This window comes from Microbacterium sp. TS-1 (genome assembly GCF_000509385.1).
Lineage (GTDB): Bacteria > Actinomycetota > Actinomycetes > Actinomycetales > Microbacteriaceae > Microbacterium > Microbacterium arborescens.
Map to the genome: position 1 here is coordinate 874674 of NZ_BASQ01000001.1, position 14427 is coordinate 889100.

Annotated in this window: 14 protein-coding genes; 5 read left to right on the plus strand and 9 right to left on the minus strand. The window is 70.8% G+C overall.

Going from position 1 to position 14427, the window contains the following annotated elements:
* Positions 1 to 44: 44 nt before the first annotated feature.
* Genes argH through argC form a run of 7 tightly spaced genes read right to left on the minus strand, consistent with a single transcriptional unit; the run spans position 45 to position 7897 of the window.
* Positions 45 to 1475: an argininosuccinate lyase gene (gene argH, locus MTS1_RS04145; protein ID WP_023951701.1), complete on the minus strand. Its 1431-nt coding sequence runs from the start codon at positions 1473 to 1475 to the stop codon at positions 45 to 47.
* Between the two features lie 9 nt (positions 1476 to 1484).
* Complete coding sequence (locus MTS1_RS04150) at positions 1485 to 2585, minus strand: heparan-alpha-glucosaminide N-acetyltransferase domain-containing protein (protein WP_052007577.1); 1101 nt, start codon at positions 2583 to 2585, stop codon at positions 1485 to 1487.
* A 33-nt stretch (positions 2586 to 2618) separates the two neighbouring features.
* Complete coding sequence (gene argF, locus MTS1_RS04155) at positions 2619 to 3542, minus strand: ornithine carbamoyltransferase (protein ID WP_023951705.1); 924 nt, start codon at positions 3540 to 3542, stop codon at positions 2619 to 2621.
* Positions 3539 to 4786 (minus strand): acetylornithine transaminase, encoded by a 1248-nt coding sequence (locus MTS1_RS04160; protein ID WP_052007578.1) that lies wholly within the window; start codon positions 4784 to 4786, stop codon positions 3539 to 3541. The genes argF and MTS1_RS04160 overlap by 4 nt, the downstream gene beginning before the upstream one ends.
* Entirely contained in the window at positions 4783 to 5688 is a 906-nt protein-coding gene (gene argB / locus MTS1_RS04165) for an acetylglutamate kinase (protein WP_023951709.1), read from the minus strand. Before argB ends, MTS1_RS04160 begins: the two co-directional genes overlap by 4 nt.
* Positions 5685 to 6842, minus strand: a complete 1158-nt coding sequence (gene argJ / locus MTS1_RS04170; protein ID WP_023951711.1) for a bifunctional glutamate N-acetyltransferase/amino-acid acetyltransferase ArgJ — start codon at positions 6840 to 6842, stop codon at positions 5685 to 5687. Before argJ ends, argB begins: the two co-directional genes overlap by 4 nt.
* A complete protein-coding gene (argC, locus tag MTS1_RS04175) occupies positions 6839 to 7897 on the minus strand; it encodes an N-acetyl-gamma-glutamyl-phosphate reductase (RefSeq protein ID WP_023951713.1) in 1059 nt (352 codons plus the stop codon). The genes argJ and argC overlap by 4 nt, the downstream gene beginning before the upstream one ends.
* Positions 7898 to 8166: 269 nt before the next feature.
* Here argC and MTS1_RS04180 point away from each other — a divergent pair, with 269 nt between their 5' ends.
* Genes MTS1_RS04180 through MTS1_RS04195 form a run of 4 tightly spaced genes read left to right on the plus strand, consistent with a single transcriptional unit; the run spans position 8167 to position 10767 of the window.
* Positions 8167 to 8823, plus strand: a complete 657-nt coding sequence (locus MTS1_RS04180) for a hypothetical protein (protein ID WP_144083364.1) — start codon at positions 8167 to 8169, stop codon at positions 8821 to 8823.
* The gene (locus MTS1_RS04185; RefSeq protein ID WP_036304625.1) at positions 8820 to 9119 is read left to right on the plus strand and encodes a transcriptional regulator; all 300 of its coding nucleotides are present in this window, start codon (positions 8820 to 8822) and stop codon (positions 9117 to 9119) included. Before MTS1_RS04180 ends, MTS1_RS04185 begins: the two co-directional genes overlap by 4 nt.
* Positions 9116 to 10015: an ABC transporter ATP-binding protein gene (locus MTS1_RS04190; protein ID WP_023951715.1), complete on the plus strand. Its 900-nt coding sequence runs from the start codon at positions 9116 to 9118 to the stop codon at positions 10013 to 10015. Before MTS1_RS04185 ends, MTS1_RS04190 begins: the two co-directional genes overlap by 4 nt.
* Positions 10015 to 10767 (plus strand): ABC transporter permease, encoded by a 753-nt coding sequence (locus tag MTS1_RS04195; RefSeq protein WP_036304626.1) that lies wholly within the window; start codon positions 10015 to 10017, stop codon positions 10765 to 10767. Before MTS1_RS04190 ends, MTS1_RS04195 begins: the two co-directional genes overlap by 1 nt.
* A gap of 33 nt (positions 10768 to 10800) precedes the next feature.
* Here MTS1_RS04195 and MTS1_RS04200 read toward each other — a convergent pair whose 3' ends face one another.
* Both MTS1_RS04200 and MTS1_RS04205 read right to left on the minus strand, forming a co-directional pair.
* Positions 10801 to 12381, minus strand: coding sequence for a hypothetical protein (locus tag MTS1_RS04200; RefSeq protein ID WP_023951717.1), 1581 nt, complete (start codon positions 12379 to 12381; stop codon positions 10801 to 10803).
* Positions 12363 to 13166, minus strand: coding sequence for an ABC transporter ATP-binding protein (locus MTS1_RS04205; RefSeq protein ID WP_023951719.1), 804 nt, complete (start codon positions 13164 to 13166; stop codon positions 12363 to 12365). Before MTS1_RS04205 ends, MTS1_RS04200 begins: the two co-directional genes overlap by 19 nt.
* A 59-nt stretch (positions 13167 to 13225) precedes the next feature.
* Between MTS1_RS04205 and MTS1_RS04210 the strand changes: the two genes are divergently transcribed.
* Positions 13226 to 14350 (plus strand): AAA family ATPase, encoded by a 1125-nt coding sequence (locus MTS1_RS04210; protein WP_023951721.1) that lies wholly within the window; start codon positions 13226 to 13228, stop codon positions 14348 to 14350.
* Positions 14351 to 14427: the final 77 nt, after the last annotated feature.

The window sequence follows — 14427 nt, forward strand, 5'->3', positions numbered from 1 at the left end:
AAGTCATTCGCTCATGTTCGAGAGATATCAGTCTGAGGCTGATATCAGAGCTGCCACACCCGCACGGCCTGCTGAGCGCGAGCGATCAATGCAGCACGCTGCTCGTCGACCCGCACCGGAGCGGTTCCGCCGATACCGTCACGGCTCGCGACAGATCCCTCGGGCGAGAGAACCTCTCGAACCTCCGGAGCCAGGTGCTGTGACATCGAGGCGAGGTCGTCGTCGGTCGCCTCGTGGAGTTCGATGCCCCGCTCCTCGCAGAGCCGCACGAGCGAGCCCGAGATCTCGTGCGCCTCGCGGAACGGCACACCGCGCTTGACGAGCCACTCGGCGACATCGGTCGCGAGCGAGAACCCCTGCGGCGCGAGCTCGGCCATCCGGTCGACGTCGAAGCGAAGCGTCGCGACCATGCCGGCGAATGCGGGCAGGACGACCTCGAGCGTCTCGATCGAGTCGAAGACCGGCTCCTTGTCCTCCTGCAGGTCGCGGTTGTACGCGAGCGGCAGCGCCTTGAGGGTCGCGAGCAGACCCGAGAGGTTGCCGATCACGCGGCCGGCCTTGCCCCGGGCGAGCTCGGCGATGTCGGGGTTCTTCTTCTGCGGCATGATGCTCGACCCCGTCGAGTAGCCGTCGTCGAGCGTGACGAAGCCGAACTCGCGGGTGTTCCAGATGATGATGTCTTCGGCGAACCGCGAGATATCGACACCGATCATGGCTGCGATGAAGGCGAACTCGGCCACGACGTCCCGCGATGACGTGCCGTCGATCGAGTTGTCGGCTGGCCGGTCGAGCCCGAGCTCCGTGGCCACGAGCTGCGGGTCGAGCCCGAGGGTCGCGCCGGCGAGCGCTCCCCCGCCGTAGGGCGAGACCCGGGCGCGCGCCGACCAGTCGCGCAGGCGCTCGAGGTCGCGCAGCAGCGGCCAGGCGTGGGCCTGCAGGTGGTGGGCGAGCAGCACCGGCTGCGCGTGCTGCAGGTGGGTGCGGCCGGGCATGATCGCGCGGGAGTGGGTCTCGGCCTGGCCGACGATGGCGTCGATCACCCGCAGGATGTCGCGGGCGACGACCTCGGCGTGATCGAGCAGGTACAGGCGCACGAGCGTGGCGATCTGGTCGTTGCGGCTGCGTCCGGCGCGCAGCTTGCCGCCCAGCTCCGGCCCGACGGTCGCGATGAGGGCGGCTTCGAGAGCGCCGTGCACGTCTTCGTCGCCGGGGGCAGGCTGCAGCGAGCCGTCGCGCACGGCGGCGAGCACCGAGTCGAGCCCCGCGTGCATGCGGCTCTCCTCGTCGGGCGTGAGATACCCGGCCGCGGCGAGCGCCTTCGCGTGAGCGTGCGATCCGGCGATGTCGTACTCCGCGAGCGCCCAGTCGAAATGCGTCGATCGGCTCAGGCGGGCCAGCTCGGGCGCGGGGCCCGAGGCGAAGCGGGCTCCCCAGAGAGCCCCGGAGTTCGTGCCGCCTGACGTGTCTGCGCTCATCGCTCCAGCCTATCGGGGCGGCATCGCCGCGCTCGGCGCGTCCGCGCGACCGCGGACCGTTACCCGGGCGAGCGCGTCGATCCCGGCCTCGAGCGGACCGCGTCCCACGAGGAACGCCCAGACGGTGCACCCGAGGATGATGCCGAGGGTCATCGGCCAGAACGGCTCAAGGGCCCGGTATGCATCGAGTTCGAACACGCCGGGCTCGGCGGCAGGCCGGGTGAGCGCCCACACGACGATCTGCGCCGAGTAGGCGGTGAGCGGCATCGAGCCGACCGCCCGCAGTGGCAACGCGATCCATGTGAGAGGCGTGCGGCACACGAGGACGCACACACCGATGACGAGGAGGGCGAAGCCGCCGGATCCGATGACCTCGAACAGCCCGGATGAGTGGGCTTCCCCGGTCCACGGTGTCTCACCGAAGACCTCGGAGCGTCCCCACACGATGTCGAGGGCGGCGCCGACCGCCGTCAGGGCGAGCCCGGCGAGCGCGAGGAGCCACGGCGTCGCGCGCGAGCGCAGGTCGAGGCGCGCCGCCCCCATGCCCGCGAGGACGAACGCCATCCAGGTCAGGAACGGGTAGTGCCACCCGACGGCGTTCGAGACGTCGACGCCCTCGGGTGTCGACCAGAACGACAGGCCGTCGATCGCCGCTTGCGGGAACGGCGCGACGAGCCCGACGACCGCGGCGGCGATCAGCAACGTGCGCGCCCGCAGCGGCAGGACGGCGGCGGCGATCACGAACAGCAGCGCGTAGGCGGGAAGGATGACGTACACCGGCACCGCGAGGAACAGCAGCAGCACGCCGATCACCCAGATCGCCCCGGCGCGCACGAGCAGGCGCAGACGAGTCGTCTCGAGTCGAGGGCCGCGCAGCGGAACCGGGCCGCCACTGACGAGCCCGATCGAGACACCCGCGAGCGTCGCGAACAGGATGGACGACCGCCCGTGGACTATCCCCTCGTACGAGGAGGGGATCGTCCAGTCGAAGTCGGGGATGGCGAGCAGGTGCGCCGCGAGCATGCCGATCACGGCGAGCCCGCGAGCGAGGTCGATACCGTCGATGCGCGAGGGCGCGAACAGCGAGCGGCGCCGCAGCATCTCGCTCATCCCCGGCACCGGCCGCTCCTCACCGTGCCGTGGTCACTGCTGACGCAGCAGCCAGACCAGCAGCGCCTTCTGCGCGTGCAGGCGGTTTTCGGCCTCGTCCCAGACGACGCTGTGCGAACCGTCGATGACGTCGGCGTCGACCTCGTAGCCCCGGTCGGCGGGCAGGCAATGCATGAAGATCGCGCCGTCGGCGGCAGCATCCATCGTCTGCTGCGTCACCTTGTACGCACCCAGATCGCGGATGCGTGCGATCTTCTCCTCTTCCTTGCCCATCGACACCCAGGTGTCGGTCACGATGACGTCGGCGCCGGATGCCGCTTCGAGCGGGTCGACGAGGATCGTGACCGATCCGCCCGTCTGGGCCGCGATGCGCTGCGCGTCGGCCACGACGTCTTCACGGGGACCGTAGCCCTCGGGCGAGGCGACACGGACGTGCATGCCCGCGGTCACGCCGGCGAGCACGTACGAGTGGCCCATGTTCGACTGCCCGTCGCCGAAGAACGACAGGGTGAGCCCGGCGAGGTCGCCCTTGTGCTCACGGATGGTCAGCAGGTCGGCGAGCAGCTGGCAGGGGTGGAAGTCGTCGCTCAGCGCGTTGACGACCGGCACGCGGGTGCCGCGAGCCATCTCCTCGAGACCCGACTGCGCGTACGTGCGCCAGACGATCGCGGCGACCTGCCGCTCGAGCACGCGTGCGGTGTCGGAGGGGGTCTCCTTGCCGCCGAGCTGGCTGTTGGCCGTGGAGATGATCAGCGGCGAGCCACCGAGGTCGGCGATGCCGACGGCGAACGAGACGCGCGTGCGGGTCGACGACTTGTCGAAGATGACCGCAACGGTCTGCGGGCCCTCGAGGGGCTTGAGCTTCCAGCGGTCCTTCTTCAGCGACAGCGCGAGGTCGAGGACCTCGGCCTGCTCGGCCGGGCTCAGGTCGTCGTCGCGGAGCAGGTGGCGGGTCATGCGGATTCCTCCGTGGTCGTGGTCTCGAGAAGCAGGGCCGACTCGACGGTGCGCAGCGCGGCGGTGAACAGCTCGGCGAACTCGTCGATCTCGACGTCGCCGATGGTGAGCGGCGGAGCGATCCGCACGGTGCGGTCGTTCGCCGCATTGACGATCAGGCCGTGCTCCTGCGCCGCCGCGACGACGGCGCCGGCGACCGGATGCCGCAGCCCGACGCCCAGCAGCAGGCCCTGGCCGCGCACGCCCTCGATGAGCGACGATTCGATCGTCTCGAGCACCTGGCGCAGGCGTGCGCCGTGGGTCGCTGCGGCGTCGACGAGCCCGCCGTTCTCGATCTCGCCGAGGACGGCCGAGGCGACGGCGGTGCCCAGCGGGTTGCCACCGAAGGTCGAGCCGTGCGTGCCCGGGTAGAACAGGTCGCTCGCACTCGCGAAGGTGATGAGAGCGCCGATCGGGAACCCGCCGCCGATGCCCTTGGCGACCGTGATCGCGTCGGGCTCGATGCCGGCGTGCTGGAATGCGAACCATGCGCCGGTGCGTCCGGCGCCGGTCTGGATCTCGTCGATGATCAGCAGCGCACCGTGACGCTTCGTGATCTCACGCGCCGCCGCGAGGTAGCCCTCGGGCAGCGGGATGACCCCGGCCTCGCCCTTGATGGGCTCGACGAACAGCGCCGCGACACGATCGTCCATCGCGGCTTCGAGGGCCTCGACCGTCGAGTCGATGCTCTCGACACCGGGGACCATCGGCTCGAACGGTTGCTGCATCTGCGGCTTGCCGGTCAGGGCGAGGGTGCCCATCGTGCGGCCGTGGAACGCGTCCTTCAGCGCGAGGATGCGGGGGCGCTCGGCGCCGCCGTGCAGTCGCGCGAGCTTGAACGCCGCCTCGTTCGCCTCGGCGCCGGAGTTGCCGAAGTAGACGCGTCCGGCGTCGCCGGTGCCCGCGAGACGCTTCAGCTGCGCGGCGAGGGCGAGCTGCGGCGGTGTCGCGAAGTAGTTCGAGACGTGCGAGAGCGTCGCCGCCTGCCGCGAGACCGCCTCGACGAACACCGGGTGAGCGTGTCCGAGCGAGTTGACGGCGATGCCCGCGAGGAAGTCGAGGTAGCGCTTGCCGTCGACATCCCACACGTACGCTCCTTCGCCGCGCTCGAGCAGCGCGAGGCGCGCACCGGCGCTGCGGACGAGGTCGCGATCGACATCGTCCGCCCATGTGGGCGTTGTCTGCTGGATCGTCGGGTTCGTCATCCCGCCACCACTTCCGTACCGATTCCCTGTGCTGTGAAGACTTCGACCAGCACCGAGTGGGGCTGGCGTCCGTCGATGATGGCCGCCGTGTCCACTCCCCCGTCGACCGCGTCGAGGCATGCCTGCATCTTCGGGATCATCCCCGACTCGAGCTTCGGCAGCATCGCGCGCAGGTCGGTCGCCGTCAGGTGCGAGACGAGCGAGTCGCGGTTGGGCCAGTCGGCGTAGAGGCCCGGCACGTCGGTGAGGACGACGAGCTTCGTCGCGCCGAGCGCCGTCGCGAGCGCCGCGGCCGCGGCATCCGCGTTGACGTTGAGCGAGTGCCCGGGGTTGTCGAGGTCGGGCGCGATCGAGGAGATGACCGGGATGCGGCCGGCGTCGAGCTGGTCGTGCACCGGCTGCGGGTCGACCTCGACGACATCGCCGACGTGCCCGAGGTCGTGCTCGGTGCCGTCGATCACGACGCCGCGCCGGCGACCGCCGAACAGACCGGCATCCTCGCCCGACAGGCCCGTGGCGAACGGACCGTACGCGTTGATGCGGGCGACGAGCTGCGGGTTGATCTGCCCGGTCAGCACCATCCGGACGACGTCGATCGCCTCGGTGCTGGTGACCCGGTAGCCGCCCTTGAACTCGCTCTCGATCGAGAGCCGGTTGAGCATCTTCGAGATCTGCGGGCCACCGCCGTGCACGACGACGGGCTTCACGCCGACGAAGCGCAGGTAGGCGATGTCTTGCGCGAACGACTCCTGCAACTCCTCGGAAACCATCGCGTTGCCGCCGTACTTGATGACGATGATCTGATCGCGGAAGCGCTGCAGCCACGGCAGCGACTCGATGAGGACGCCCGCTTTGGCCGCCGCCTCTTCGGGGGTCGTGTACTGGAGGTCGATGTCGTTCATGAGGAGTAAGCGCTGTTCTCGTGGACGTAGTCGTGCGTGAGATCGTTCGTGAGGATCGTCGCCGTCGCGTCGCCCGACTTCAGGTCGATGAGAATGTGCGTCGCGCGGGGCGTCAGATCGACCTCCTCACGCGGGCGGTCGGGGCCGCCGGCCGTGCACACGCGCACGCCGTTGAACGAGACGTCGACGTCGTAGGGGTCGAAGGCCGCATCCGTCGTGCCGATCGCGGCCAGGACCCGGCCCCAGTTCGGGTCGTTGCCGAAGATCGCGGCCTTGAAGAGGTTGTTGCGGGCGACGGAGCGTCCGACGACGACAGCATCCTCTTCGGATGCGGCACCGACGACCTCGATCGTGATGTCGTGACTCGCCCCCTCGGCGTCGCCCTGCAGCTGCTCGGCGAGGTCGTGGCAGACCTCGGCGAGCGCGGCGGCGAAGTCGGCGGCATCCGGCGTCACGCCCGACGCGCCGCTGACCATGAGGGTCACCTGGTCGTTGGTCGACATGCACCCGTCGGAATCGAGCCGGTCGAAACTCGTTCGGGTGGCCGAGCGCAACGCGGCATCCGCCTCCGCCGCGTCGAGGACGGCGTCGGTGGTGATCACGACGAGCATCGTCGCGAGGCCGGGCGCGAGCATCCCCGCGCCCTTCGCCATAGCCCCGATGGTCCAGCCGCCGCGCGAGACGACGGCACGCTTGGGCCGGGAGTCGGTGGTCATGATCGCGAGCGAGGCGTCCTCGCCGCCCTCGGGGCTGAGCGAGCCGATCGCCACCGTGGTGCCCTCGAGCACCTTGGCGCGGAACACCTCGTCGCCCGTTCCGATGAGACCGGTCGAGCACACGAGCACGTCGCCGGCGCCGACATTCAGCAGCTCGCCCGCCTTCTCGGCGGTCTGGTGCGTCGTCTGGAAGCCGAAGCTGCCCGTGAAGCAGTTCGCTCCGCCGGAGTTGAGGACGACGGCTTCGACGACACCGTCGGCGATCGCCTGCTGCGACCACAGGATCGGGTTCGCCTTGGCGCGGTTCGAGGTGAACACCGCGGCACCGACCTTGAGGGGGCCACGGTTGACGACGACGGCGACGTCGGGCTTTCCGGTCGACTTCAGGCCCGCGGCGACACCGGCGGCTTCGAATCCCTGGGGGGCGGTGACGCTCACGGGGCGACTCCGTTCACGCTCAGGCCCGTGGTCTCGGCGAGACCGAGGGCGATGTTCATCGACTGGATGGCGGCACCCGCGGTGCCTTTGGCGAGGTTGTCGACCGCGGTCACGACGACCACGCGGCCCGCGGCCCGGTCGATCGCGAGACCCATGAGGGCGGTGTTCGCACCGGTGACGTCGGCTGTCCGGGGGAAGGAGCCTTCGGGCAGCAGCTGCACGAAGGGCTCGTCGGCGTAGGCGCTCTCCCACGCCTCGCGGATCTGAGCGTCCGAGACACCATCCGCGATCGGAGCGGTCGAGGTGGCCAGGATGCCGCGCGACATCGGCACCAGGACGGGGGTGAACGAGATGCGGATGTCGCCTGCCGCGCCCGTTCCCCGCAGCGCCTGCCGGATCTCGGGGATGTGGCGGTGCGATCCGCCGATCGCGTAGGGGTTCGCCGACCCGAGGATCTCGGCGGCGAGGAGGTTCGTCTTCAGGCTCTTGCCCGCGCCCGACGGACCGACGGCCAGCACGCTCACGATGTCACCCGGGTCGATGACGCCGGCTGCGACACCCGGGGCGAGGCTCAGCGCCACGGTCGAGGCGTTGCACCCGGGAGCGGCGATGCGCGAGGCTCCGACGAGCTTGTCGCGCTGCTTGACGGTGTCGCTCGCGCCTCCGACGAGGAGCTCGGGCACACCGTAGGTCCAGGGCTCGTGGAAGTCGCCGCCGTAGAAGGCATCCCAGTCGTCCGACGACGTCAGCCGGTGGTCGGCGCCCGCGTCGATCACGAGGGCGGTGTCGGCGAGCGCCTCGGTGTACTGGCCGGACTGGCCGTGCGGGAGGGCCAGGAACACGATGTCGTGCCCCGCCAGCACCTCCGGCGTCGAGGGCTGGAGCGTGAGATGACGCAGCGAGCGGAGGTGCGGCTGGTGATCGATGAGCGGCTGACCGGCGTTGGAGTGCGCGGTGACGGTGCGGATCTCGACCTCGGGGTGAGCGGCGAGCAGGCGCAGGATCTCGCCTCCCGCGTATCCGGATGCGCCGGAGACGGCGACGGAGAGGGGCATGACTTCCACCTTATTGTCTGGGATGACGTCGCCTTCGCGGCGACGGGGACCGGCGGCGGCGACACCACGCGCTCGACCGCGGATGCGGGAGCGTGCAGGGTCGCCTAGCGTCGGCGGTCGCCCAGACGTCGGCGCGCGCGAAGCACCGTGATGGTGCGCTGCGAAGCCGAAGACATGCGCCGACAGTAGCGCTCGCGCGCCGCATCCGCCAAATCCCCCGTATCCGAGTGGAGTTGACCCCATGCAGTTTGCGGTGCAAAGTGGTTTGCATGAAGCACGATTCGATGGATGACGAGCAGCAGGCCGACCCGGCGGCGATGCTCGCTCTCATGCAGGACCAGCGTCGGCGCACCGCGCACTGGGTCAACCGCAACTACGCGGTGATGCTCATCACGTGGGCGGCGGCGTGGATCATCGGGTTCGGAGCGATCTGGAGCGCGGCGGTCGGCGGCGGGAACCCCTGGTTCCGCATTCCGACCACACCCGCGTGGATCGTCTTCGGCGTGGTGCTCATCACGGGCATCGTGGTCTCCGCCGTCGCCGGCATCCGCTCCGGTGCAGGCGTGCGGGGGCCCTCACGCCTGGCCGGCGCGATGTACGGCTGGGCGTGGACGCTGTCGATGTTCGGGGCCGGGCTCCTCATCGGCGCTGTGCAGCGCACCGGCGCGGATGCCACCGTGATGGCGGTGCTCTCCCCCGCGATCTTCGTCCTGCTCGTCGGTGTGCTCTACCTGGCGGGCGGGGCGCTGTGGCGCTCCCCCGTGCAGTACGCGCTCGGCATCGTCATGATCGCCACCGCGATCGTCGCCTCGTACGCGGGCACGCCGACCAACTACCTCGTGTACGCGACCGTCGGCCCGCTCGCGATGCTCGTCGTCGCGACCCTGATGCTGCGCGGCGTCATTCCGGCGGAAGGCACCCGATGACCGAGCTCGACCCGGTCATCCACGCCCCGGCCCGCCTGCGCATCGTCACCGCGCTGAACGAGGCCCTCGCCGACGGCGACGAGGTGACGTTCCCCGTGCTGCAGAAACTGCTGGGGATGACCGCCGGCAACCTCACCACCCACCTCGCAAAGCTCGAGGCGGCGGGCTACGTCGAGACCGCGAAGGCGTTCGCCGGACGCAAGCCCGTGACCTACGTCGCCCTCACTCCCGCCGGGCGCGCGGCGTTCCGCACCTATCGCAGCCATCTGCTCGATCTCCTCGGAGGAGGATCATGACCGCCCTCATCAGCACCCGCGACCTCGTGAAGCGGTTCGGCGACGTCACCGCGCTGGCCGGAGTGACGCTCGACATCCACGCCGGCGAATGCGTCGGACTCCTCGGCCCGAACGGCGCGGGCAAGACCACGCTCCTGTCGCTCGTCGAGGGCCTGCGCACCCCGACCAGCGGCGAGGTGCGCCTGTTCGGCGGCGACCCGCGCGACGCGTCGTCGCGCGTGCGGCTCGGTTCGACTCCGCAGGCGACGGCGCTGCCGGACGCGCTCCGGGTGAGCGAGGTCCTCGATTTCGTCGCGTCGCACTTCCCGCATCCCGCGCCCCGCTCCCGCCTCGTCGACGAGTTCGACCTCGGCCCCCTGCTGCGTCAGCAGTGCGGCGGCCTGTCAGGCGGCCAGCAGCGGCGGGTCGCAGTCGCGCTGGCCTTCGCCGGCGACCCCGACCTCGTGCTGCTCGACGAGCCCACGACGGGTCTCGACGTCGACGCCCGGCGAGCGCTGTGGGATGCCGTCCGCGCCCGGCACGCCGCCGGGTGCGCCGTCGTGGTCACGAGCCACCACCTCGAGGAGATCGAACAGCTCGCACACCGCGTCGTCGTCATCGATGACGGCGTCGTCCGCACCGACGACACGCTCGCGGCCGTCGTGTCGAACGTCTCGCGACGCCGCGTCACCCTGCGCGGGGTCTCGGCCGACGACATCCGGCGCCTCGACCCCGAGGCATCCGTCACCACCGCGGACGACGCCGTGACGGCCGTCGTCGGCGACTCCGACGCTCTCGTCCGCTCGCTCGTCGCCGCCGATCTGCCGTTCCGAGATCTGGCGGTGCGCGGAGCGACCCTCGAAGAGGCGTTCCTCACCCTGACCGCCACGTCCGCGCACACCGAGAAAGCCGCCTGATGTCCTCGCTCTCGCTCACCCTCACCGCGACCAAGTACAACCTCATCGAGACCGCACGGGTTCCGATCGCGGTCATCGGGTCCGTCGTCTTCCCCACCCTCGCGTTCTGCCTCTTCGTGCTGCCGCAGCGCGCGATCGTGGCCGACAGCACCGTCGCGACGGCCGCGGTCTGCTCGATGGTGGTGTTCGCCTTCATGTCGTCCGGGCTGTTCTCCGTGGGCCTCGAACTCGCCGAGCAGCGCTCGAAGCCGTGGACCCCCTACCTGCGCACGCTCCCCGGCAGCCCGGTGGCCCGCATCGGCGCCCTGATCCTCGCGACCCTCGCGATCGCGACCGTGGCGATGCTGCCGCTGCTCATCGTCGGCGCGGTCTTCACGAGTGCGCGCCCCGAGCCGGTGAGACTGCTCGCGGCGATCGTCCTCGTCATCGCGACGGCGCTGCCGCCGATGCTCATCGGCGCGATCATCGGGATCACGACGGGCCCGAAGGCAGCCATCGCCGTCACGCAGGTCGCCCTGTTCCTGCTCGCCTTCGGCGGCGGCCTCTTCCTGCCTCCGGAGCTCTTCCCCTCCTGGCTCGACACCGCCTCGTCGGTCCTGCCGATCCGTCAGGCCCGCGAGATCGTCGTCGGGGTCGCGACGGGCACCGAGGTGCCGCTCTGGGCGATCCTCGGCATCATCGCGTGGACGGTCGCGCTGGGAGCCCTCGTCGTGTGGCTGTACCGACGCGACGAGGGCCGCCGTTACCGCTGAGCCGACCGGGACTCGCGTCCGCCCCGGGGCCGCTCAGGTGGGGAACGACTTGATGCGCACGAGCAAGTTGGGGCCGGTCCGCTCGAGCGTGCGTCCGCCGACCAGAACCCCGACGACCGCGACGACGGCGCCGAAGAGGACACCGACCGCCAGCGCGATCCAGCCCCACATCGCATCTCCCGTCACCGCGTTGACGATCGCCGGCACGATGGCCGGCAGCGACAGCGCGATCACCGCGGCCCACACGACGAAGACCAGCAGGCCCACGATGGAGTTCTGACCCGGCGTGCTCTTGAACGGGCTGTCACCGGGCGCGGGCACCGGGGTCACGATGAGCGCCGACGACACAGCGCAGGCGCCGTACCCGGCGAGCAGCACGCCGAGGGCCGCGCCGAGCACGGCGGGAAGGTGCGCCGCGTCACCGGAGACGAGCGCGGTCGCGACCGCGATGACCACGATGAGCGGGATGCCGACGCAGGCGGCACCGAGCAGACGGCCCAGCCGGTCGGCGCGCCCGGAGATGCCCGTGGCGAGGGTGGTCCCGAAAGCGGTGCCGTCGAACGACACATCGGCGTAGCCCACCGCCGCCATGACGAGTGCGGCGAGCACCGGCGAGATGAGGAACATGAAGCCGTCGGTTCCGCCCGTGAAGGCGAACAGCACCGGGAACAGCGGGATGACGATGAGCTGCCGCAGGTACCGGGGATCGCGCAGCCATCCCGAGAGGGATCGCGCCCACGTCGCGCCGACGCCACCGGTCGGCATGACGCCGAACAGGCCGAGCTTGCCGGCGGCGACGGCTCGGGTCGCGCGCTGGCGCGGCGACGACACGGCCGTCTCGATGACGCGCTCCCATACGATCCACAGCACGACGAGGGTCACGAGGGCGATCGCGGTGCTGGCGAGCGCCGGAAGCCATTGGCCTGCCGCGACGCTCGGCGCGACCGACCAGGCGGCACCCAGCGGTGTCCAGGCGAGGATGCCCGCCGCCTGCTGGATCCGCGCCCACAGGTCGCCGCCCGCCTGGTCGAGCAGAGCCACGATGCCGGTGAGGATGGGGCCGGTGAGGATGAGCACGACGAGCACGACAGTGCCGATGATCTCGCGTGAACGGCGACCGCCCATGCCACCGGACAGCTCGCCCATGAGGCGTGACGCCAGCACGCAGGTCAGGACGCCGAGCAGCACCGTCGGCACGGCGACGACCGCCGCGAGCGGCCAGCGCACCCACACGATGAGCGTCGCGAGGGCGGCGACGGTGGTGACGATTCCCGGGATGCCGGTGAGGCCGGTGCCCGCGAGAGCGAGCATGACCTGACGACGGGTCAGCGGGAACGGTGCGAGACGCACGGCGTCGACGGTGCTGTCGAGCCCGGCGATGAGGATCGGGCCGATGAGCCAGCCGAGGATCAGCGCCGAGCCGCCGAGGACGGCGACGACCGACGCGACCTCGAGATTCTCGAAGATCGACAGCGCGATGAGCGCGGCGACGAGCCCGCCGAGGATGCTGAGGCCCCAGAGCGATCCGAGGATGAAGCCGACGAGCTGCCAGGGTCGACGGGCGAGCGTGTTGCCGAGAACGCGGTAACGCAGCTTCAGGACTGTCGCAACCACTGCGGTCCCTCCGACTGGTGGCGTCCGCCGACGAGCGAGACGAAGCGGTCCTGCAGGCTCTCGCCGGCGCGCACCTCGTCGATCGTGCCGGCCGCGAGCACCCGGCCTGCGGCGATGACGGCGACGTGGTCGCACATGCGCTGGACGAGATCCATCGAGTGGCTCGAGACGATCACCGAGCCGCCCGAGCTGGTGTAGCTGCGCAGGACGTCCTCGATGTTCGCGGCCGACACCGGGTCGACCGACTCGAAGGGCTCATCGAGAACGAGCAGGCGCGGGGCGTGCACGAGGGCGCACGCGAGCGCGACCTTCTTGGTCATACCCGCGGAGTAGTCCGCGACGATCGTCCCGGCTGCGCCGCGCAGGTCCATGAGGTCGAGCAGGTCCGACACGCGTGGTGCGATCTCGGGCCGGGGCAGCCCGAACATCATCGCGGTATAGGTGATGAGCTGCTCCCCCGTCAGCCGGTCGAAGAGCCGCACGCCGTCGGCGAGGTTGCCGATCGTACGCTTGGCGGCCACCGGGTCGCGCCACACGTCGATCCCGTGGACGCGCGCGGTACCGGCATCCGGGCGCAGCAGTCCCGTGGCCATGGAGAGGCTCGTCGTCTTGCCCGCGCCGTTCGGCCCGACGAGACCGTAGAACGAGCCGGACGGGACGACGAGGTCGATGCCGTCGACGGCGACCTTCTCACCGAACCTCTTGACCAGGCCGAGCAGTTCGAGGGCGGGGGCGGCGCCGGCCGCCGGAGACGATGGGGTGACGCTGGCTGGGATCTCGCTCACGGCCCCGACACTATCGGCAAGCGGAGGGCGGTGTCAGACACGGATGCCAGAGTGAGGGGATGCTGCGCACTCTGGCCGTGTCGGGATACCGCTCGCTTCGCGACGTCGTCGTGCCGCTCGGCGACCTCACGGTCGTCACCGGCCCCAACGGCTCGGGCAAGTCGAACCTCTACCGGGCGCTGCGCCTGCTCGCCGCGGCGGCGCAGGGCGACATCGTCGGCGCGCTCGCCCGGGAAGGCGGGCTGCCGTCGGTGCTCTGGGCCGGGCCCGAGAACGGCGGAGACCAAGGAACCGTGCGCCGAGGGCCGATCGCGGTGCAGCTCGGCTACGCCTCGGATGAGCTGGGGTACCTCATCGATCTGGGCATCCCGCAGGGCGACCAGAACAGCCCGTTCGCTCGCGACCCCGAGATCAAGCGCGAACAGGTGTTCGCCGGCGTCGTCGCCAAGCCCTCGACCCTGCTGATCGACCGCACCCGGCAGCTCACCCGCGTGCGCGATGACTCCTGGACGATGCTCGGCCAGCAGCTCGCGCCGTACGAGAGCATCGTCACCGACCTCGCCGAGGGCGACACCGCCCCCGAGCTGTTGACACTCCGGCGCGGGATGACCGCCTGGCGCTTCTACGACCACTTCCGCGTCGACCTCGACGCCCCCGCCCGACAGCCGCAGGTCGGCACCCGCAGTCACACCCTCGCGCACGACGGGGCGAATCTCGCTGCGACCTGGGCGACGATCGTCGAGGCCGGGCACGGCGATGCCCTCGCCCGCGCGGTCGACCAGGCGTTCCCGGGCAGCCGGGTGCGTGTCGTGACCTCCGACGGCCTGTTCCGCCTGACGATCGAGCAGCCCGGGCTGCTGCGTCCGCTCGATGCGGCCGAGCTCTCCGACGGCACGCTCCGCTACCTCCTGCTGTGCGCCGCGCTGCTGCCGGCACGACCCGCACCGCTCCTGGTGCTGAACGAGCCCGAGGCGAGCCTGCATCCCTCGCTGCTGGCGCCCCTCGCGTCGCTCGTGCGAACGGCATCCGAGCGCACACAGGTCATCACGGTGTCGCACGCCGACGCGCTCGTCGACGCTCTGCCCGAACCGTCCCGCGTCGAACTGCAACGGTCGAACGCCGAGACGACCGTCCGCGGTCAGGGTCTGCTCGACGTTCCGGCCTGGAACTGGGGTTCGCGCTGAGCCCCTCGCTGTCGGTCGGCCGGCCGAGACGACGAGTCGGGCGCAGTTCCGGACGCGCGACACGGTGGGAGCCGCGC